13 protein-coding genes, 1 tRNA gene and 2 rRNA genes are annotated in these 21,305 nt (G+C 61.5%); 5 read left to right on the forward strand and 11 right to left on the reverse strand.

The annotated features are described in order from the left end of the window. Nucleotides 1-33: 33 nt before the first annotated feature. The 4 genes from ACK3R5_RS14895 to ACK3R5_RS14910 form a co-directional block, all read right to left on the reverse strand. Nucleotides 34-2,946, reverse strand: a 23S ribosomal RNA gene (locus tag ACK3R5_RS14895). 213 nt (nucleotides 2,947-3,159) lie between these two features. Continuing rightward, nucleotides 3,160-3,231, reverse strand: a tRNA-Ala gene (locus ACK3R5_RS14900). 94 nt (nucleotides 3,232-3,325) lie between these two features. Continuing rightward, nucleotides 3,326-4,798: ribosomal RNA gene (locus ACK3R5_RS14905) — 16S ribosomal RNA — on the reverse strand. The 16S and 23S rRNA genes sit together here with 1 tRNA gene alongside, the layout of an rRNA operon. A gap of 802 nt (nucleotides 4,799-5,600) precedes the next feature. Beyond that, entirely contained in the window at nucleotides 5,601-5,915 is a 315-nt protein-coding gene (locus ACK3R5_RS14910; RefSeq protein WP_411964829.1) for a non-histone chromosomal MC1 family protein, read from the reverse strand. Nucleotides 5,916-6,152: 237 nt separating this feature from the next. Between ACK3R5_RS14910 and ACK3R5_RS14915 the strand changes: the two genes are divergently transcribed. The 3 genes from ACK3R5_RS14915 (at nucleotide 6,153) to ACK3R5_RS14925 (ending at nucleotide 8,285) form a co-directional block, all read left to right on the forward strand. Beyond that, entirely contained in the window at nucleotides 6,153-6,350 is a 198-nt protein-coding gene (locus ACK3R5_RS14915; protein ID WP_004044784.1) for a hypothetical protein, read from the forward strand. 60 nt (nucleotides 6,351-6,410) lie between these two features. Next, nucleotides 6,411-7,466 (forward strand): quinone-dependent dihydroorotate dehydrogenase, encoded by a 1,056-nt coding sequence (locus tag ACK3R5_RS14920; RefSeq protein ID WP_411967526.1) that lies wholly within the window; start codon nucleotides 6,411-6,413, stop codon nucleotides 7,464-7,466. Between the two features lie 99 nt (nucleotides 7,467-7,565). Then, nucleotides 7,566-8,285: a HEAT repeat domain-containing protein gene (locus tag ACK3R5_RS14925; protein ID WP_411967527.1), complete on the forward strand. Its 720-nt coding sequence runs from the start codon at nucleotides 7,566-7,568 to the stop codon at nucleotides 8,283-8,285. Between the two features lie 24 nt (nucleotides 8,286-8,309). On the opposite strand, the gene ACK3R5_RS14930 is transcribed toward ACK3R5_RS14925, so the two are convergent. From ACK3R5_RS14930 to ACK3R5_RS14945, 4 genes are all read right to left on the reverse strand, one after another. Continuing rightward, on the reverse strand, nucleotides 8,310-10,916 hold the full coding sequence (locus ACK3R5_RS14930; protein WP_411967529.1) for a valine--tRNA ligase: 2,607 nt from the start codon (nucleotides 10,914-10,916) through the stop codon (nucleotides 8,310-8,312). A 106-nt stretch (nucleotides 10,917-11,022) separates the two neighbouring features. Next, nucleotides 11,023-12,228 carry a trans-sulfuration enzyme family protein gene (locus ACK3R5_RS14935; protein WP_411967531.1) on the reverse strand — a complete coding sequence of 402 codons (1,206 nt, stop codon included), beginning with the start codon at nucleotides 12,226-12,228 and terminating at the stop codon, nucleotides 11,023-11,025. A 189-nt stretch (nucleotides 12,229-12,417) separates the two neighbouring features. Then, nucleotides 12,418-14,130 (reverse strand): phenylalanine--tRNA ligase subunit beta, encoded by a 1,713-nt coding sequence (gene pheT / locus ACK3R5_RS14940; RefSeq protein WP_411967532.1) that lies wholly within the window; start codon nucleotides 14,128-14,130, stop codon nucleotides 12,418-12,420. Continuing rightward, nucleotides 14,130-15,629: a phenylalanine--tRNA ligase subunit alpha gene (locus ACK3R5_RS14945; RefSeq protein ID WP_411967533.1), complete on the reverse strand. Its 1,500-nt coding sequence runs from the start codon at nucleotides 15,627-15,629 to the stop codon at nucleotides 14,130-14,132. The genes pheT and ACK3R5_RS14945 overlap by 1 nt, the downstream gene beginning before the upstream one ends. Nucleotides 15,630-16,050: 421 nt before the next feature. Between ACK3R5_RS14945 and ACK3R5_RS14950 the strand changes: the two genes are divergently transcribed. Further along, on the forward strand, nucleotides 16,051-16,317 hold the full coding sequence (locus tag ACK3R5_RS14950; RefSeq protein ID WP_411967534.1) for a hypothetical protein: 267 nt from the start codon (nucleotides 16,051-16,053) through the stop codon (nucleotides 16,315-16,317). Between the two features lie 21 nt (nucleotides 16,318-16,338). Here the strand turns inward: ACK3R5_RS14950 and ACK3R5_RS14955 are convergent, their stop codons facing one another. Further along, nucleotides 16,339-17,484, reverse strand: a complete 1,146-nt coding sequence (locus tag ACK3R5_RS14955) for an NAD(P)/FAD-dependent oxidoreductase (protein ID WP_411967535.1) — start codon at nucleotides 17,482-17,484, stop codon at nucleotides 16,339-16,341. A gap of 93 nt (nucleotides 17,485-17,577) precedes the next feature. Here ACK3R5_RS14955 and ACK3R5_RS14960 point away from each other — a divergent pair, with 93 nt between their 5' ends. Further along, nucleotides 17,578-18,594 carry an ornithine cyclodeaminase family protein gene (locus tag ACK3R5_RS14960; RefSeq protein WP_411967536.1) on the forward strand — a complete coding sequence of 339 codons (1,017 nt, stop codon included), beginning with the start codon at nucleotides 17,578-17,580 and terminating at the stop codon, nucleotides 18,592-18,594. Between the two features lie 9 nt (nucleotides 18,595-18,603). Here ACK3R5_RS14960 and ACK3R5_RS14965 read toward each other — a convergent pair whose 3' ends face one another. Continuing rightward, nucleotides 18,604-20,193 (reverse strand): tryptophan--tRNA ligase, encoded by a 1,590-nt coding sequence (locus ACK3R5_RS14965; protein WP_411967537.1) that lies wholly within the window; start codon nucleotides 20,191-20,193, stop codon nucleotides 18,604-18,606. Beyond that, complete coding sequence (gene endA / locus ACK3R5_RS14970; RefSeq protein WP_411967538.1) at nucleotides 20,190-21,209, reverse strand: tRNA-intron lyase; 1,020 nt, start codon at nucleotides 21,207-21,209, stop codon at nucleotides 20,190-20,192. Before endA ends, ACK3R5_RS14965 begins: the two co-directional genes overlap by 4 nt. Nucleotides 21,210-21,305: the final 96 nt, after the last annotated feature.

Consider the following 21,305-nt stretch of genomic DNA (forward strand, 5'->3'; position numbering starts at 1 on the left):
GCGCCTGGACCCGTTCCCGGATCTCAGTGCGTATGAATGTGGCTTGGTCTGTTAGTGCTCGCGGGCTTAACAACTCGTTGCCTCGTTGCGTACACCCCGAGTCTATCGAACTCGTCTTCTACGAGTGACCTCAGTGGAACTTCTTTTCCGTGTAGGTTTCGAGCTTAGATGCTTTCAGCTCTTACCCTGCGGTGCGTAGCTGCCCGGCATCTGCCCTCTCGGACAACCGGTACACCAGTGGCACCCATTCGTAGTTCCTCTCGTACTATACGAACGTTCACGTCAAGTTCCTTAACACCCCCAATAGATAGCAGCCGACCTGTCTCACGACGGTCTAAACCCAGCTCACGACCTCCTTTAATAGGCGAACAACCTCACCCTTGCCCGCTTCTGCACGGGCAGGATGGAGGGAACCGACATCGAGGTAGCAAGCCACCGGGTCGATATGTGCTCTTGCCGGTGACGACTCTGTTATCCCTAAGGTAGCTTTTCTGTCATCTACGGGTCCCATGAATGAACCTCGTAGGTTCGCTAGACCACGCTTTCGCGTCAGCGACACTCGTTAGGAATGTCACTGTCAGACTTCCGTTTGCTCTTGCGCTCTTCCACGAGTTTCCGACTCGCGTGAGGAAATCTTTGGGCGCGCTCGATATCTTTTCGAGCGCGTACCGCCCCAGTCAAACTGCCCGGCTACCGGTGTCCTCCGCCAGGAGTGAGAGTCGCAGTCACTAACGGGTAGTATTTCAATGATGCCTCGGTGGCCCGCTGGCGCGGGTACCTGTGTAATGGCTCCTACCTATGCTGCACATTAGCGACCACGTCTCAGCGACAGCCTGCAGTAAAGCTCTATAGGGTCTTCGCTTCCCCTTGGGGGTCTCCAGACTCCGCACTGGAACGTGCTGTTCACCGGGCCCAACGTTGGGACAGTGACGCTCTCGTTGATCCATTCATGCAAGCCGCTACTGAAGCGGCAAGGTACTACGCTACCTTAAGAGGGTCATAGTTACCCCCGCCGTTGACGGGTCCTTCGTCCCATTGTAATGGGTGTTCAGATACCCGCACTGGGCAGGATTCAGTGACCGTACGAGTCCTTGCGGATTTGCGGTCACCTATGTTGTTACTAGACAGTCGGAGCGTCCGAGTCACTGCGACCTGCTCGATCAAGAGCAGGCATCCCTTATCGCGAACTTACGGGACTAACTTGCCGAATTCCCTAACGTCGGTTGATCCCGACAGACCTTGGCTTGCTCTGCCAGCGCACCTGTGTCGGATCTCGGTACGAATATCTTGCTCGTCTTTTCACGGGCTCTAGGTACCGCCGAGTTTCCCTATCCCACCATTCTTTCGCTTCGTGCCATTACGGCTTCCACGAAGTTCGGTGGTTCGACGGGGCGAAGGCCCCGCTCGGTGTTTCCTAAAGCGTCGACTTTTATTGCAAGATAGTACTGGAATATTAACCAGTTTCCCTTTCATCTAATTCGAATTACGGTTAGACTTAGGATCGACTAACCCTCGGCTGATTAGCAGTGCCGAGGAACCCTTGCGCGTAAGGTCGTCGGGGTTCACACCCGACTCTCGCTGCTACTGAGACCATGATTTTCTTTGCTGCTCGGTCCACACGAAGTCTCCCCCGTGCTTCCACCCAAACAGTATGCCAACCTACGGAATCGTGTCAATGACACGTCGCCAGGTCTCGGAGGTGGATTTGAGCCCCGATCATTTTCGACGCCTCGAACCTCGGCCGGTAAGCTGTTACGCTTTTCTTAGAGGGTAGCTGCTTCTAAGCTCACCTCCCGGCTGTTTAGGGCTCGAGACAATCTTCAATCGCACTTAATCCACACTTTGGGTCCTTAACCTAGCTCTGGGTTGTCTCCCTCACGGTGCACAAGCTTACCCCGCACACCGGACTCCCTGAGTCTACGACGTTCGTAAGTTCGGAGTTTGACAGGGAAGCGAACTCCTCTCGGAGTCCGGATTCCCAATCGGTCGCTCTACCTCACGAACTATCTCATCAGAGGTCATGCTTCGACATGTTTCGGTTGGAACCAGCTGTTGCCAAGTTCGATGGGCCTTTCACCCCTACACCAGAGTCACGAGAGGGTATTGTAGGACACCAACTCTAACGGGCCTCCACGCAGCTTTCGCCACGCTTCACCCTGCTCCGGCGTAGATCACTTGGTTTCGGGTCGCATCCGGTTGGCTCCCCGCCCTTGAAGACGGTGGCCCTGGTCAAAGACTGCGGCCGTATCGGTTTCCCTATGCCTCCGGGGGTTCACCCCTTAGACTCGCCAGTCAGATGCACTCCATGGTTCGTTTTTCAAAACGTACGACATAACATCGGCTTCGTCTGAGTCATACTACGGGATCGCTCCCAGTTCTTTCGTCAGACGACCTTGTATGCTATATCGCTCTATCGCCAACTGATTTCAAGCCCTATTGCACCGCCCTTTTCGGGGTGCTTTTCAGCGTTCGCTCACGCTACTTGTTCGCTATCGGTCTCGAGGAGTGTTTAGTCTTCGCAGTTGATGCCTGCGAAATTCACGAGGGATATCCAACCCCCGCTATTCTGGAACAACCCCAGGAACTTTCTTCTACACTACGGGGTTTTCACCCTGTATCACGCTCCGTTCCAGAAGACTTCGTGTAGAATCCAGTTCCGTTGTGGGTAGTCCGTACACCACATTGCCCGAAGGCTTCGGTTTGGACTGTGTCGCTTTTACTCGCCGTTACTCACGATATCGCGGATTGCTTTCTTTTCCTGCACCTACTAAGATGTTTCAATTCGGTGCGTTCCCCATTGCGCAAGGCAATTGCTGTGGGGATTCCCATTCGGAGATCCTCAGTTCTTTCCCTCCATGCGGGTCCCTGAGGCTTATCGCAGCTTGGCACGTCCGTCATCGGCTCTCGAGCCGAGCTATCCACCAGCTGGCACAGTAGCCAGTTGATATAGTCACTGTGACCCGGAGAACGGGTCCAGTGGACGCCTGGATTGCACGTACACACGGTTTCATCAAACGCCCAGTAGTCTTCTGGCGCGTTTTCGACCCTTCCCAACCACGCTTGCGCGGGATGGTGCATCAGTCGTCAATGCTCATTCCTTCGTATCGTCGTCCCACACTTAAGGGGAGCGATTCAACGAGGTTTGAACATTGCTTACCATGGACCCACAGGGATTCGAACCCTGGGCATCCTCCTTGCAAAGGAGGCACTCTACCACTGAGCTATGGGCCCGTGTCAGCCCTAGTAGTTCTAAGGTGTCCGAACGGATGGTGTTCGAACTCGGAAGATCGCAGTGAGCCACCCCGTCGGGGTGGTCTCGTTCGTTAGGAGGTGATCCAGCCGCAGATTCCCCTACGGCTACCTTGTTACGACTTAAGCCCCCTTGCGAAGCCCAGATTCGACTGTCGTGTGACAGCCTCATCCGGACCTCACTCGGGTGCTTTGACGGGCGGTGTGTGCAAGGAGCAGGGACGTATTCACCGCACTCTTATGAAATGCGATTACTACCGAATCCAGCTTCATGAGGGCGAGTTTCAGCCCTCAATCCGAACTACGATCGAGTTTCGGAGATTAGCGTCCTCTTTCGAGGTAGCAACCCATTGTCTCGACCATTGTAGCCCGCGTGTAGCCCAGCTCATTCGGGGCATACTGACCTACCGTTGCCCGTTCCTTCCTCCGCTTTAGCAGCGGCAGTCCTTCTAATGTACCCAGCCAGTCGAAACTGCTGCTGGCAATTAGAAGTGCGGGTCTCGCTCGTTGCCTGACTTAACAGGACGCCTCACGGTACGAGCTGACGGCGGCCATGCACCTCCTCTCTATAGCGTCGTGGTAAGGTCATCAACCTGACCGTCATTACTATAGTCGGAGCTGGTGAGATGTCCGGCGTTGAGTCCAATTAAACCGCAGGCTCCTCCGGTTGTAGTGCTCCCCCGCCAATTCCTTTAAGTTTCATCCTTGCGGACGTACTTCCCAGGCGGCTCGCTTCTCGGCTTCCCTACGGCACAGCACAGGCTCGTAGCCTGTGCCACACCTAGCGAGCATCGTTTACAGCTAGGACTACCCGGGTATCTAATCCGGTTCGAGACCCTAGCTTTCGTCCCTCACCGTCGGATCCGTCTTCTCGAGGTGCTTTCGCCATCGGTGGTCCGTCCAGGATTACGGGATTTCACTCCTACCCCGGACGTACCCCTCGAGCCTTCCGGTCCCAAGCCATGTGGTTTCCACCGGACGCCCGCCAGTTGAGCTGGCGGATTTCCCGATAGACCTTCGTGGCCGGCTACGGACGCTTTAGGCCCAATAATATCGGTCATCACTTGAGCTGCCGGTATTACCGCGGCGGCTGGCACCGGTCTTGCCCAGCTCTTATTCCCCGACCGCCTTACAGTCGGGAAAAGCGAGGACTATATGCCCTCGCACTTGGGGTCCCCTTATCGCACTTGCGTGCAGTGTAAAGGTTTCGCGCCTGCTGCGCCCCGTAGGGCCCGGAATCTTGTCTCAGATTCCGTCTCCGGGCTCTTGCTCTCACAACCCGTACCGATTATCGGCACGGTGGGCCGTTACCCCACCGTCTACCTAATCGGCCGCAGCCACATCCTACGGCGCGTAAGCGTTTGGGAGAGTCGGCATTCCAGCGTGACTCCCCTATGAACTATTAGCCTCAGTTTCCCGAGGTTATCGTTCTCCGTAGGGTAGTTTGACCACGTGTTACTGAGCTTTCCGCAACGAGTCTAAGCTCGTACAACTAGCATGGCTAAATCGGACCCCAATAGCAATGACCTCCGGCAGGATCAACCGGAATGGGTCGCGACCATTTAAACCTGGTCGCGGGGTGTTGGCGGGTGAATGGCAGCGTATTGCTGTCAAATCACCGTTCAAAGGTCCGAGTTCGAATGATATCCGTTCGGATATCACCGAACTACTAGGGCTAACATCAGATACCGTCTTACGGCGTACCGTAGGGGCGGAATCCTCATTTCCTTCGGATTTGAATCGAGGTGGTTCGAGGGTATAAACCCGTCGAACCTCGCTCGACCAATCCGTGAAGCGGGACGCGTTGAAACGCCCCGCAATCGCGGTGTGTCGTTCGCATTCAACCGAAATGCCTTGGACCACTTAAGGCCGTCGTATCATCGGCACCCCGGGAAGGTGTGTCATCCCGTGAGTGCCAGACGACGGTGGGTCGAAGGGCGTTCGGACGAAGCCCTCGGGGGGAGTGCCCCCGTGCGCTTCTTCACATTACTTCGAATGGCACGGTTACATAAAAGGCCGTCGAACTAAACGCACTACGTCATGCGGTTTCATGACGTGATAGTCAATAAACCGTGATAGTCTTCGTAAGCGACCAGCGACCCACGGCAGGCGTCGTCGACGAGAGATGCCACTCACAGTCGTTGATGTCGCGCGACTGGAGGCCGGCCGTTCATCCCCCGCGTCGTACGTTCGGTCTGACCGGGTGTTGGTCGCGCAAGCGGAACTGACGCGCCTGTAGTCAAAGGGATATCGACTCGCGAGGAGGGCCCACCGCGCTGACTCGATGGGTCTGTCGTGGTGCTACACGTGCGTGCGCAGTCGCGCGCAATAAGAAAGTGAGTCGTGCCGGCTTACTCTTCGAGGTGCTCGATACCTTTCTTGGAGACGTTCCCTTTGGTAATCTTGCCTTCCATCCAATCCGGTTTGTCACCGGGAGCACTGCTCTCCCACGCCCAGGCGTCGAAGATGTGTACCTTGTCCGTCCCTTTCTCACGGAGTCGGATCTCGACTGCGTTCGATTGCGCTGCGTCTTCGGAGTCTGCTGGGTCGAGCCGTCGGGCTGCTTTCAGTGCAGCCTGTCGTGGCATACTCCCGGAAAACACACTCGTCTCTGTACCGTCCTCCTCTCGGAGCACGAAATTCCGTTTACCGTCCTCGCGTACCATGATTTTCCACCTCTATGCCATTCAACCACATGGCACATCATAAATATATCGCCGATTTTCGACCGACGACGGGCACATACTTATATACTCACGTAGAGCGCCACCCCCGAGGAGTCGTCAATCCACCGACTATTACACCGAAAAGACAGTCGTATCGTGGCGAAAATCACCGACGCGAGGAATGACGGAGACAACACTTATGTATTCCCTGCGGCGAACCAACGGATAGACCCCCAGATGGTCCGGAAAAAGAAGCTCAGTCCGAGTGGCGCCAAAGACGAGAACGGCGAGTATCACAACGTCCACGTCAACCTCCACGAAGACGAACTCGCAGTCGCCGGGATGGAAATCGGCGACGAGGTGTTCGTTCGCGTTCGAGACGGCAAGATCATCATCCAGAAAGCAGACCCCGACCAGGTCGAACACGACTTCTGAGACGGGTGTGCTGTTCCACTTCCCCAGTGTCGCCTCCGGCGACTCGCCAGTGATATCCAGATGAACGTCTATCAACTCGCCAAGCCGCTCCTCTTTTCGCTCCCACCAGAGACCGCACATCAGACGATTCACGGCCTGTTGCGAGCAGTCCAGGGCACGCCAGTCGAGTCGCTCCTCGAACACCGATACCGCGTCGACGACCCGCGACTCGAGACGACGGCCTTCGGCCTCGACTTCCCCAACCCGGTCGGTGTCGCCGCCGGATTCGACAAGAACGCCGAGATACCGGGGGTGCTCGCTGCCCTCGGGTTCGGACACGTCGAAGTCGGTGGCGTCACCGCGAAACCACAGTCGGGCAACCCCCGCCCGCGCATGTTCCGTCTCGCTGAAGACGAGGCACTCGTCAACCGGATGGGCCTCAACAACGAGGGCGCGGACGCGGTGGGCGCACGACTCTCCGCAGGCCCACACCCGGACGTACCGGTCGGCGTCAACCTCGCACTCTCGGAGGTGACGGCCACCGAGGACGCCCCCGAAGACTATCTGTACACCTACGAACGCGTCGCCGACGGTGCGGACTACTTCGTCGTCAACGTCTCGTGTCCCAACAGCGAGGGCTTCCGCGACTTGCAGAACCGCGACTCACTGGAAGCGATTCTCGGCACGCTCGTAGACGCGGGCGCGGACCCACTCCTCGTCAAACTCTCGCCTGACCTTCCGGACCCCGCCGTCGAAGACGCACTCGAAGTCGTCGACGACCTGTCGCTCGACGGCATCATCGCGAGCAACACGACCACCTCCCGACCCGCCTCTCTCAAGAGTCCGAATCAGGCCGAACGCGGCGGCCTCTCCGGAAAGCCCATCGAAGGAGCGGCCACCGAGATGATTCGGTTCATCGCCGACCGAACCGACGTTCCCATCGTCGGCGTCGGTGGTGTCTCCGACGCGGCGGGTGCCTACCAGAAGATTCGCGCCGGGGCCTCGATGGTCCAACTCTACACCGGCATGATATACGAGGGCCCGTCTATCGCTCGCGACATCAACCGCGGACTGGTCGAACGCCTCGAACGCGACGGATTCGACTCGATAGAAGACGCAGTCGGTGCGGACCGCTGACGAAACGTTATACTGAAGCCTGCTGTCAGTTGGGTCGTGCGAGCGTCACTCCCCGGTCGAATCGTCGAATACCACCCTTCTGCAGTGTACCGTGGAACAGTGTACACCCAGGACGCTATCCTCGAAGTCGAAGGAGTGCCGACGTTCAACGTCTACGACCCGAACTGCCTCGTCAGTTCGGAAGTCGTCGGAACGAAACAGGCGTGCGAGTTGTACGTGTTCTGTGCAGTGGTTACGGATTCTCCGAAACGGGAGCGACGAATCGCCGTCGATGGCCAGAACCGCCCCGTGTTTCGGGGAGAGGTGACCAGTCTGAACGTCGGCGAGCGAGGAAGGAAGGGCGTCCTCGACGTCGGAGCGGGAACGGTCCTGTTCTCACCGAGCGAAGCAGAGGAAGAACTCACCGTCGGGTCGTGGATTCAAATCACGCGCGAGGCGATTCACCTCCTCGACTTCGAAGGGTGGGACTCCTACGAAGCGCGAGCGAACCGGTTCGTGAATCGACTCCGGGATGGAACCGAACGAGAGCGACGAGCGGCAGCACATTTCTTCGGAGAAAAGACCGCAAAAGGCTATGTCGATGACCTCGTCAGCGCCCTCCACTACGACGACAGCATCGCAGTTCGGTGTGAAGCGGCCACCGCGCTGGGCCGAATCGGGATGACGACGCATCCCGACGACGGAGAGCGTCGGCGAATCGAGCACGAACTCGGTCGGGCGCTAAAAGCCGAAGACGATGCAGTCGAGGAGGCCGCACACATGGCGCTCGACGATATCCGACTCTCGGACAAAAACCACTACCACGGGCGCGACTGGTGAAAGAAGTAGCCGACGACAGACTGCTCAGTTCTTGACGATGATGAGCGCGCCCTCGGTTTCGACGAACTCGCCCTCACCGGTGTAGGTGCGCTCTTCGTTGACTTCGAACATGTCGGGGCCGAGTTCGACGCCCGCGACGTGGAGTTCGTCGCCGACGAGTTCGTAGTCGTCCTGTGCGAGTGCCGCCTCGATGTCCGGCACCTTGCTGCCGAACTCGGGGCCGACGACGGCGTAGTCGAGGTCGATACCCGAGATGACGGACTCGATTGGCGGTTCCTCGTCGGTCGACGAGAGCGACTCGACGTGCATGACGCCGCTGATGTCTTCTTCGAAGCCATCGACGTTGCCGTAGACTTCGACTTCGTCGAGCGGTGCGTTCATCGACAGTTGGGCGTCGCTCTTGTACTTCCGCAAGGCACCGACGACGGCCATGGCAGTCTCGCCCGCCTCGAAGTCGGCGGCGAGGCCGAGCGGTTCGGGCCACGGTTGCTCGTGGACGCTCTCCGAGGAGTACATCTCGCGCCAGAGTTCCTCGGTGATGTGTGCGAGGATGGGTGCGAAGAGCGTGAGGAAGCGCTCGTGGGCGGTCTGTAGCGTGTAGGCCGCCGACGGGTCGTCGCCCTCGCGGAGGCGCTGTTTGGCGATTTCGAGGTAGTCGTCACAGAACGTGTGCCAGAAGAAACTCCGCAGACTGTCGCGGGCCTTCGAGAACTCGCGGTTCTCGAGTTTCTCCGTCGCGTACTCGATTTCGCGGTCCAGCGAGGCCAGAAGCCATCGGTCGAGCGTCTTCAGGTCGTCGTGGTCGAACGCCTCCGGTGCGTCCTCGGTGAGGGAGTCGACGAGTTTCGACGCGTTCCAGAGCTTGCGCATCAACTTCTCGCCCGCGACGAGGCCCTTCTCCTGATACGGCAGGTCGTCGCCGACGGCGCTCCCGGCGGCCCAATAGCGGGCGGCGTCGACGGGGAACTTCTCTAAGACTTCGTCGGGCGAGACGACGTTCCCGACGGACTTCGACATCTTCTCGCGGTTCTTGTCGAGGACCATCCCGTTTATCATAACGCTGTCGAACGGGACTTCGCCCGTGTGCTCGTAGCACTTGACGACGGTGTGGAACAGCCAGAAGGAGATGATGTCGTGGCCCTGCGGGCGCATGTCGAACGGATAGAGTTCGTCGCGTTCGAGTTCCATCTCCTCCGTCTCGGGGTTCCAGTCCCATCCGGCGTTGATGAGGGGCGTGAGCGATGAGGTTGCCCACGTGTCGAAGACGTCGTCTTCGGCGACGAACTCGTCGTGGCCACACTCGGGACACGAATCGACCGGTGGGTCGTCCGAAAGCGGGTCGACAGGCAGGTCCTCGCGTTCGGCGACGACGACGTGTTCACACTCGTCGCAGTACCACACCGGGAACGGAATCCCCGACGAACGCTGCCGGGAGATGGCCCAGTCCCACTGGAGTCCCTCTATCCAGTTTTTGTACCGCGTGAACATTTTGTCGGGGAACCACTCCATCTGCTCGCCCGCTTCGAGGTACTCCTCGCGCTTGTCGAGCAGTTTGATGTACCACTGGTCTTTGACGAGGAACTCGACGCTCGTCCCACAGCGTTCGTGGACGTTGACCGTGTGCGTGATGGCGCGTTTGTCGAGGAGTGCGCCCGCCTCGTCGAGGTCAGAGACGATTGCCTCGCCTGCCTCGTGCGAGGACAGGCCGGCGTAGTCGTCGGCGACTTCGGTCATCGTGCCGGACTCGTCGATAGCGATTCGAAGGTCCAGGTCGTGTGCCTGATACCACTCGATGTCGTTCTGGTCACCGAAGGTACAGCACATGACGAGGCCCGTTCCGGTCTCTAAGTCGACGCGTTCGTCTTCGAGGATGGGAACCGTCTGTCCAAAGAGCGGAACCTCAGCTTCCTGACCGACGAGGTGTTCGTTCTCGTCGTCGTCGGGGTGGACGAAGACGGCGACACACGCGGGGAGGAGTTCGGGACGCGTCGTGGAGATGACGAACGAGTCGTCGGAGTCGGCGACACCGAACTCGATGTCGTGGAAGTGCGAGTCCTGCTCGTCGTCTTCCGTCTCGACTTGCGAGATGGCCGTCTCACACTCGGGACACCAGATGGCGGGTGCGCGCTGGCGGTACTGTCGGTCTTTCTCGTAGAGGTCGACGAACGAGAGTTGCGAGATTCGCTGGACCTCCGGCGAGATGGTCTGATACGTCTGGTCCCAGTCGATGGAGATACCGAGGTTCTGCATCTTCTCGGTGAACTCCGTCTCGTACTTCGAGGTGACCTCGCGGCAGAGTTTCTGGAACTCGCGTCGCTCGTAGTCCTGATGTTTGATGCCGAGTTCCTCTTCGGTCAACAGTTCGGACGCGATTCCGTTGTCGTCGTATCCGAACGGGAAGTAGACGTCCTCGCCACGCATCCGGTTGAATCGGGCGACGAAGTCCTGGAGGGTGAAGCCGTAGACGTGCCCCCAGTGGAGGCTCCCGGAGACAGTCGGCGGCGGCGAGTCGATAGAGAAGACCGTATCCGGGTCTACAGCACCCTCGGGATACGCGTACAGGTCTTCGTCGACCCACCTCTCTTGCCAGTTCGCCTCGACGGTTTCCGGGTCGTATTCTCCGCTCGGCATTGCGTTGCCGTACCTACCACCGGGTAGACTGTTAAACAACTCGGTTAGTGGCCCGCAGCGTCGGACTGTCCCCCACACAGGCGACTGCGGGAGGGCGACTTATCGGTCAGAGCGTCGAGAGCGCTTCGTCGAGGTCCGAGAGCAAGTCGTCGACGTGTTCGATGCCGACGGACATCCGCAAGAGCGACTCCGAGATGCCGAGGCGGTCACGTTCGGTCTGCGCCAGCGGAGAGTGTGTCATCGTCGCCGGATGTTCGATGAGACTCTCGACGCCGCCGAGACTGACCGCCAGCGGGAACTCGTCGAGGTGGGCGAGGAACTCGGCCGTGCCATCGAGGTCCGTGTCGAGTTCGAACGAGAGCACGCCGCCGAATCCGGACTGCTGCCGGTCGGCGAGTTCGTGTTGCGGATGCGATTCGAGGCCGGGATAGAGCACGCGCGTCACCTTCTCGTGGGATTCGAGGAACCGCGCAATCTCCATCGCGTTCGTCTCGTGTTGCCGCATCCGGAGTGGGAGCGTCTTGATGCCGCGAAGCGTCAGATAGGAGTCGAACGGCGAGAGCATCGACCCCATCCCGACGCGCTGGAGGAACGCGAGTTCGTCCATCACGTCGTCGCGGTTGGTGACGACGGCACCGCCGATGGAGTCGGAGTGGCCGTTGAGGTACTTCGTCGTGCTGTGGACGACGACGTCGGCACCGAGCGACAGCGGGTTCTGGAAGTACGGACTGAGGAACGTGTTGTCCACGCCCAGGAGCGCACCCCAGTCGTCCGCGATGGCCGCGATAGCCTCGATGTCACAGAGGTGCATCAGCGGATTCGTCGGTGTCTCCATCCAGAGGAGACGCGTCTCTTCGCGCATCGCCGCTTCGACTTCTTCCGGGTCAGTCGCGTCCACGAACGTCACGTCCACGTCGAGGCGCTCTGCGAACAGACGGTTGAGCATCGTCTTCGTACCGCCGTAGAGGTCCTCGAACGCGACGACGTGGTCGCCGGGGCGGACCGTCGCGGTCATCGTCGCGACGATAGCCGCCGTCCCGGAGACGAACGCGAGTGCGTGTTCGGCACCTTCGAGCGCCGCCAACCGATGCTCCAGCGCGTTGCGGGTCGGGTTCGACAACCGCGAGTAGAGGTACTCACCCGCGTCGGGGTCCAGAAGTTCCAGGTCCGCATCTGGGTCTACGTCGGGTATCGAGTACGTAGACGACAGGTGGAGGGGGACGACGACGTCTTCGACACCGGGTGCAGGCGACTGCCCGTGCTCGCCGTGGGTGACTGCCAACGTCTCGCGGTGTCGTTCATAATTGTTCATACGAAAAGAGAGACTGAGTTACATCCTAAAGGTTTCTATCGTTCTCACACCAAATGCACAAAAGGAATGACGCGAAATTTGAAATTACTCGAAGTTATCCTCCTGTCGGCGACGCGGGGTGTCCCGTGGGGGTTCTCGCCAGTCGCGTCACCCGGCGCAGGAAATTAGAAAAAACCAGCCAGAACGCGATTACGCCAGCGCCGACAGGTCGAATTCGAACGCAGCGACCGGTAGTTCCAGGTCGTGTCCGACGATGACGCTCGGGTGGAGTTCGCCGACGATACCGACTTCTTCGCCGTCGATGACGACTGCCGCCGTTCGACCGGGGATGAACGACGGGTGTTCGGTCGCTGGCGTCTCCAGTTCCACGTCGAAGTCGCGGCAGAGCGTCGCCAGACGCGCCTTCGCGTCCTCGTACGTCGCGTCGTGACGGGCGAGAACGGCGGCGACGTGCCGTGCTTCGGCGACGCGGGTGTTCTCGCTGTCGTCGCGGTGGGCGACGTGGCCGATTTCGGCGAGGTCCTGCGGGTACGCGCGGTGGGTGTTGTTCTCCAAAACCATCGTCAGCGACGGCAGCACCCACGTCCGGAGCATGGTGTAATCCTCGCTGTACGGTTCGGTGATGGAAGCTGGTTCGCCCCCGCCGAGAACGTCGGAACCGACTTCGACGCCCATGCGCTCGTAGTTCTCTTCCTCGGAAATCATGTGGAAGTTGAGCAGGTCCTCGAAGCCGAGGCCGACGAGGGAGGTGCGGGCGGCGTCTTCGAGTCGCGAGCGCTCGTGACGCTGGCCGACCGTCCCCACGTCGGGGTAGCGCGGTTCGAGTTCGTTGAACCCGTAGGCCCGGCCGATGTCGTCCACGAGGTCCAGTGGGTGGAGCACGTCGACGCGGTACGGCGGGATGGAGACTTCGTAGACGGTCTCTTCGCCTAACTCGGCGTTCGCGTCCAATCCGGAGCGCTCGAAGAGGTCGATGACCTCCTCCATCTCCAGTTCGACGCCAAGAACCGTCTCGATACGGTCGTGAGAGACGTGTTTCGTCTCGACGTCGAAGTCGGGTTTGACGACGGTCCCCGACTCGTACTGGACTTCGACATCCTCGATGGTCGCGCCGCGGGCGGCCAGCGCGTAGCAGATGATGTTGCACATCCGGTCGATGGTCCACTGGTCGGTGCCGGTGAGTTCGACGAACAGGTCACGTGAGTTCGTCGAGACTTCGGTCCGCTGGCCGTTGATGACCGGTGGGAACGAGAACAGCCCGATTTCGTCGTAGATGGCCGGGTAGCGGTCGTACTCGCTGACCAGGTCGGCGTACTTTCGACCGGTCGCGTGCTGTTCGAGGACTTCGGCAGGCGTGAGTTCCTCGTTGGAGTCGAGGGCAACGAAGGTGTCGCCGTCCGGTTCGATTCCCTTGTACGTGATGGAGTTGCCCGTCGATTGCTCGGAGAGCACGTCGCCTTTCAGCATCGTCAGGTCGTGGATGCCGATGGCGCCTTTGGCGCGCTTGCGACCCATCGTCGCGTGGAGCTTCTCCTGCAGTTGGATGAGCGAGTCCAGTGCGGCGTCGTCTAAGTCCACGCCGCGGACGACGGCACCCGTGACGTACGGGCGTTCGTCCGGCACGGACTCGTCGACGACGATGGTCCAGTCCGCGTCGTTGGTCTTCGGAACCGTGACGCCGCGGGCGTCGCCGTACTGGTAGCGAAGCGAGCGAGCGACGCCTTCGACAGAGAGGCGGTCCAGTCGGTCCGGGCCGAACTCCAACTGGAAGGCCCCGTCGTCGGTGACGCCCTCGAATTCGAGGCCGAGCGCGAACAGGTCGTCTTTGAACTCCTCGTCGGATTTGTCTTCGTGGCCGGTCAAACGGCGCAGTTCGTCTGGTTGAACGTCGACTACGGGCATTATTTGAGCACCTCCGTCTCGCGGAGCAGGTCGAGGTCACACATCGTTCCGTGGACGTCGCGGATGTCGTCGAAACCGTACATGAGCATCAAGAGACGCTCCAGTGCGAGGCCCCACGCCATCACGTCGCACTCGACGCCGAGTGGGCGGAGGACTTCCTCGCGGAACATGCCGGAGTTGCCGATTTCGATGAGTTCGCCCGTCTCGGGGTGTCGGCCGAACAGTTCGAACGACGGTTCCGTGTAGGGGTTGTAGTGCGGTTTGAACTGGATGTCCGTGATGCCGAAGTGCGAGTAGAACTCCTCGAAGGTGCCCATCAGGTCGCGCACCGAGAGGTCCTCGGCCATCACCCAGCCCTCGATTTGGTAGAATTCGAGCAGGTGCGTCGGGTCGAGCGTGTCGTTGCGGTAGACCTTCTCGACGGAGAAGTACCGCTGCGGCGGTTCGAGTTCGCCGACTTCGTGGCCCGAGAGGTAGCGCATCGACAGGGACGTGGTGTGCCCGCGGAGGGCGATTGCTCGCGCGAAGTCCTCACTCCACGGCGAGTGGTAGCCGTCGCCGTCCTCGCCGACACCGTTCATGTGGGCGTCGCGGACCCGGTCGATGAGGTCCTCGGGGATGTCTTCCATCGGCGGCACGTCGAGGGCGAAGCGGTCCCAGTGGGTACGCGCCGGGTGGTCCTGCGGCATGAACAGGCAGTCGTTAATCCAGAAGTCCGCGTCGGCGTGCGGGCCTTCCATCTCGGCGAAGCCCATGCCGACGAGCACGTCTTTCACACGGTCTGCGGTCTGTCGGAGGATGTGTTTCTTCCCGCCGCGCACTTCGGGTGCGTCCGCTTCGACGTTGTACTCGGTGAACTCGACGTCTTCCCACTCACCGGAGGTGAGCATCTCGGGGGTGAGGCGGTCCACCGTCTCGGCCGCCTCGACGCCCTCCATCAGGGCCGTGACACCCTCGTCGGTGAGGGTGACGGCGCGGATGGTTCGCTCGCGGCGAACCACGAGGTTGCGGGATTCGAGTTGGTCGAGGACGTCCGCGTCGACTGTCTCGCCCGCGGCGAGGGCCGCGAGTGCGGCAGCCTCGTCGTCCGCGTCCGGGTCGGCGTCCACGTCGGGGGTGAGTTCGCCCGAGTCGATGGTGCCGTAGCCCTTCCGCGCGAAGTTCGACAGCGCGATATCGACCTGTGGGCCGCCGAGCGAGGACGCGCCGATGACCTGCCCCATCGAGACTGCGTCCCCGTCGCCGACGTCCATCGCGGCGCGGTAGAGGCGGACATCTGGGAGGCCGTCGTCGGCGTACTCGACGCCTTCGTCGGTTAGTTCGACGTCTTCCTCGACGGTCTCTGTGACCGAAACGAGGCCTTCGTCGCGCAGGTCGAAGGCGGCACCCGTCACCGTCTCTGGTTTCAGGTCCGTCGCCTCCGCCAACTGTGCTATCGTCGTTTCGTCTGTGGCGCTCGCGGCGTTCAACACCGCGACCTGTGATTCCGGAAGTCGCATCTGGTTCGTTGTGGCGTTAGCCGTCTGGGAGTTGGTTAGCAGTTTCGAAGCCTCGCCGTGGGGCGAGTCTGACCGGAGGGGTCGGTTTCGTCCGCCCGGCGTGGTCACGCCGGAACAGAGTCCGCCGACCTCAGGCGGTCAGAAAGAAAAACCCGAACCCGTCGGTGGCCGTTTCGCGAGTGACGCTGACACCGGTACTGACAGGTTCGGCTGTCATATCTTCGAGGAAGCCACGTTCCTTCAAAACGGTTCCGGAATCGTGGGACTGCGTGGCACGTTCTGCACGGAGTCGCACGAGCGTCCACAGCGGACCAACCCGTCACGACGAAACAGACGGCCACGACGAGACGGCCGCTGGACACGACCAGTTGGGGAGTAGATACGTTCATATCAGACGACGACGCAGGAGCGACGAAGACGAATGTGTGACTTGTCCGCGATGCTCTCGGAGATTCGACTCGGTGAAGAGGCGTCACTCATCGTCAAACCACCGAACCGACCAGACGACAGGGACGACGTCGACGCCGTCCTCGTCCAACCGAATCCACCGTACGAGTTCGACGACGGCGAGCGGACCTACCGAGTCGTCGAAGACGGCGCGAGCTATCGGGTGCTCGCGTCACGCGACGTGGCCGACCCGACGTACGAACTCGGCGAACTCCGGGCCGTGGTCAACATGACCGCGTAGTCGCGTTCGTGCTCGTCACACTCACGCCACGTTCCGTTCGGTGAGCGTTTCGCCCGACTCGAATCGGTCGAGCGACAGCGCCGAGACGTCCACGTCGCAGGCGTCCTCGTCGAGACACAGGTCGGCCACCGCCTCGCCCGTCGCCGGCGCGTGTTGGAATCCGTGGCCGGAAAAGCCGGCGGCGACGACGAATCCCGGTTCGACTTCGTCGACGATGGCGTGGTGGTCTGGCGTCACGGCGTACAACCCGGCCCAGCCATTGCGAATCTTCGTCTCGGGGCCGAAGTATGTCGCACAGTCGTTCGCGCGTTCGGTCGCTTCGACTGCCCAGTCGATGTCCATCCCCTCGTCGAACCGGTCCGGGTCGACGTCGGGGTCCGACTCCGCGAAGTGCCCGCCGACGATTGCTGTGCCCTCGCGCTCGGGCCGGAAGTACGACCCCGTGTCCAGGTCGATGGTCAGCGGTACATCTTCGGGGAGGTCACCCTCGGGTTCGACCACCGCAATCTGCCGACGGCGAGGGGCGATTGGCAGGTCGATATCCGCGAGTGCGGCGACACGACTCGACCACGCACCTGCCGCACAGACGACTGCGTCCGCCTCGATACGTTCGTCTGGCGTCTCGGCGGTCCACCCATCGTCGTCGTGCGTGAGGTCGGTAATCGGCGTGTTCGCACGAACGTCGCCGCCGGCGTCGCGGACTGCCGCCGCGAATCCCTGTACTGCCGAGTGCGGGTCGGCGATGCCGTCGGCGGCCGAGTAGGTGGCCGCGACGAACTCGTCGGCACGGAGTTCGGGGACATATTCGCGTGCGTCGGCCGGGTTGAGGACGCGACTCGGTGCCCCAGCATCGTTTTGCATCTCGACGTTCGCCCGGAACGCGTCGGCCGTCTCCTCGGTTCGCGCGAGGAAGAGATAACCCGGACGCCGGTAGTCGATGTCGACACCGAACTCGTCTGCGAACGACTTCCAGACGGGGATACTCGCGAGCGAGAGTTCGACGTTCACCCGAGTCGAAAACTGCGTTCGGATGCCGCCTGCCGCGCGACCGGTGCTTCCACCACCGAGAGCGCCCGCTTCACAGACTGTGACCGTGGTGCCTCGGTCAGCGAGAGCGTGTGCACAGGCGAGTCCGACGACACCACCGCCGACGATGAGGACGTGCATTGTCGTCTCTGATTGAGTCCACTCATATGAGTGTGACTGTGACATACTACCGATACCCAGTACGTTCATTTTGCTGACGCGAGAATCGAGTGTATGGTTCAGATTCTCTCTGCCGACGCCGTGAGCGAACTTCTCTCTCTCGAAGAACTCTTTCCGGTCGTCGAGGAGGCGTTCATCAAGCAGGGTCGCGGCGAGGTAGAGCGCCCGCCCAGACCCCACTTTCCCGTCGGTATCGACGTCGACAACGTTCGGGACGGCGTCGAAGGACAAGAACGCGACAGCGACGACGTCCAACCACCACTCGGAACCGCACTGACGATGCCGGCGTACATCCACGGCCGGGCGGTGTACGCGACGAAACTCGCCGCCGTCCACGAACACAATCTCGAACACGGCCTCCCGACGGTGAACGCACAAATCGTCGTGACCGACGCGACGACCGGTCTCCCGCTCGCATTTCTCGACGGAACGACCGTCACGAGCGCCCGAACGGGATGTATCGGCGGCTTAGCCGCGGAGTATCTCGCCTCCGACCCGGTCCGACTCGGTGTCGTCGGGGCGGGGACACAGGCACGCTGGCAGGCGCGTGCTATCGCCGCCGGGTCGGACGTCGAGTCTGTCCGCGTCTACTCACCCAGCGACTCCCGGGAGGCGTGCGCGGCAGACCTGCGCGACGACGGACTCCCGGCAGACGCAGTCGAGACGCCCGAAGACGCCGTCGCCGACGCGACTGTCGTCGTCACCGCGACGACCAGCACGGACCCCGTCTTCGACGGCGACTGGCTAGAACCCGGAACACTCGTCGTCGCCGTCGGTGCCTACACCGAGGCGATGCAGGAACTCGACCGAACGACGTTCGACCGGGCGGCGCGGGTGTTCGCTGACGTTCCGGACGAAGTCGCAGCTATCGGCGACGTGCGAGCGGCAGGCCTCTCGGAGGACGACCTGATTCCACTCTCGGAGGTGTTCGAAGGCGTCGTCGGCCGAGAGTCCGCCGACGAGATTCTCGTCGTCGAGAGCGTCGGGTCTGCGGTGCTGGATGCGGCGGCGGCGGAGTACTTCGTCGAGAAAGCGAAAGAACGCGGTGTCGGCGTCGACGTCGGGTTGTAGCGGACTGCGTTAGTGTTCCGCCGCAACCCCTCGTCGTTCGGTCTCTAAGTCGATATCCAGCGAGTCGAGTATCTCTTCTGCCTCTTCGCGCTTTTCGTGGTGGTCTGCGAGGAACTCGCGCATCAGCGTCGCGGCCTGTTCTTTGCACCCGCCACAGAGTCGCTCGCCACCGACACACTCGTCGTACACCTCTTTGGCGAGTTCGTCGTCGTCGCCGGTCAAGAGGTAGGCGTACAGTTCGTAGACGGGGCACTTGTCGGCCTCACCGCCCAGACGGCGCTGTTCTTCGGCGGTGTCGCGGCCACCCGTCGTGGCCGACTTGACCTTGTTGTAGCCGTCCTCCGGGTCGTCCAGAAGCGAGATATGACTCGCCGGGATGGACGACGACATCTTCCCGCCCGTGAGGCCGGTCATGAAGCGGTGGTAGATGGACGACGGCGGGATGAACCCGTAGCCGCCGTGGTGGGCTTCTACCTCGCGGGCGAGGTCTTCCGCGTCCTCGACGTCGATATCGAACGCGTCGATGTGCTGGTCGTACCGGCGTTTCTCGCCGTCTATCTCCTCGATGAGCGCCTCGAACGCTTCGTCGGTCGCCTGTCTGGCGAAGAAGCGAATCCGCGGGCGGAGCGGTTCCATCCCGGCGTTTTCGAGTTTTTCGACGGCGGACTCGCGAACCGCGTCGCTGACGAGAAGGCCCGCGGCGTCGAGGTTGGCGTCGGCCACCCACTCGGCCGCCTCTCCACAGCGTGGTACGTCGGGGTCCTCGGCGTACTCCTCGCGGGCGTCGTAGGCGGCGGCGACGACCGGTCGCTCGGCGTCGCTCAGTTCGAACGACGCGAACGCCTCGGTCACCTTGAAGAATCGCATCCGGGTGGCGAGGTCACGGGCGAAGCGGACGTGGGGGTCCTGGTCGGGGCCGACGGGGATGACCGTCGGTTGCGGGTCGTCCAACTGCGGGTAGAGGATGTCGGCCATCTGCGTGACCACCGACTGCATGTGCGAGATGTTGGTCTCGCCGTCGAATCCGTAGATACCCTCGAACTCGGAGTAGTTGGCCTTCCCACCGAGTTCGAAGGCGAGTCGCTGGAGTCGGTCGTTGTCCGACTGTCGGTAGAGTTCGCCCTCGTCGGTGTCGAATCCGAGGGCGATGAGCGACAGCAGGTAGTCGCGACTGTGCTCGTTGATTTCGTCCCACGGGATGCCGCGAGCAGAGTGTGCCTCCATGTCGGCGATGAGGCCGTAGGCGTCGCCACCCTGCTGTTGATGCCAGATTATCTCGTCGAAGACCATCTTGTGGCCGATGTGGGGTTCGCCCGTCGGCATGAACCCCGAGAGCACGGCGAAGTCGTCGCCGTCGCGCATCGCTTCGAGGACCGGTCGGTAGTCGCGGTGGCCGAAGATGACGCCGCGGCGCATCAGGTAGTGTGGGTTCGGCACTTCGTCGAGCACGTCGTCGAACTCTTCGATGCCGAACTCCTCGAACAGTTTCCGGTAGTCGGCGATAGTCGACGAGCCCCACGGGTCGAGAGCGACTTCGTCTGCTCCCTCTGCTGTCCCTCCATCGGTGCGGATTCGCTCCGCGGGTTCGTCTCGTGTCATGGCGTAAGCCGACTGACCGAAAGCCAGTCTATCTCTCCCTTGGCGTCGGTCAGCGCAAAAACCATTCGCTTGCGGACACCGCCGGCGAGACGCACGTCGAGTGAGAGGTCACGCGGGACGAACGTGTGGTCGGGTGTGACCACGCGCACGAGGAACGCGGAGTGTGAGAGGTCCGAAACCGTCTCGAAGTCGGTGTAGACGCGGAAGTCAGAGCCGAACTTGAACCCGCTCTTGGGGACCGTTCCTGCCTCTCGAAGCGCGGTGTAGACCGCGAGTCGGCGGTCGAATCGGTCACCTTCGACGTCGCGGCCGCGAGCGACGACATCCGGCTCGGCGATGTCGAGGGCGTCGTTGCGGGCGAGATACGCCGCTTCGAGGAGCGACAGTTGGAGGGGGCCGCTGTCGGCGTTGCGGCCGTAGAGTCGCTGGCCGTAGAAGCCCTGCTGGTAGAGGTGGTCCACGCCATCCCACAGAAGCGCGCGGTCCGAGAGGAGTTCGGCGTCGAGGCCGGAGGGTAGGTCTTCGACTGCCGACCCCTCAGGTTCGTAGCCCTCGGTGTCGAAGTAGGTCAAATCGCCGTCTTCGTCCACGATGGCGAGGACCGTCTCACCGAGCGACGAGACCGGAATCGACTCGCGTTCGCCGACGACGTGCATCCGGTATTCGACCACGCCGTCCCACGGACCCTTCCCGCGGGGGTAGACGAGGAAGTCAGCGTCAGTGGCGTCGTCGACGCCGGGCCATCCCTCGCGGGCGGGCGAGAGATAGAATCCCCTGTCGCGCAGGTCTTTGTAGACGACGAAGTCGAGGGTGGTTCCCGTGCGCGCGAGGAGTTCGCGCAGGCCCATCCCGTCGACGCCGTCGATATCGCCGCGCGAGAGCAGGTGTGCGGCCTCGACGGGTGCGACTTCGAGGTCGTTTCCGCCGGTCGGCCGCCCGTACCCACGCGAGTCGTGGAAGCGCTGTCGAGCGTCGCCCGGGAGGTGGACGACACCGTCTTCGAGGCGTCCTTGCATACCCGAATCGGGGGCGGGCGACGACAAAGGGTCTGCGATGCTGACGGACCGAACACTCGGCTGTCGCCACCCACGAGACCACCGACACCCTCGGTG

It is taken from the genome of Haloferax sp. YSSS75 (assembly GCF_046764215.1).
In the GTDB taxonomy this organism is placed as follows: Archaea; Halobacteriota; Halobacteria; order Halobacteriales; family Haloferacaceae; genus Haloferax.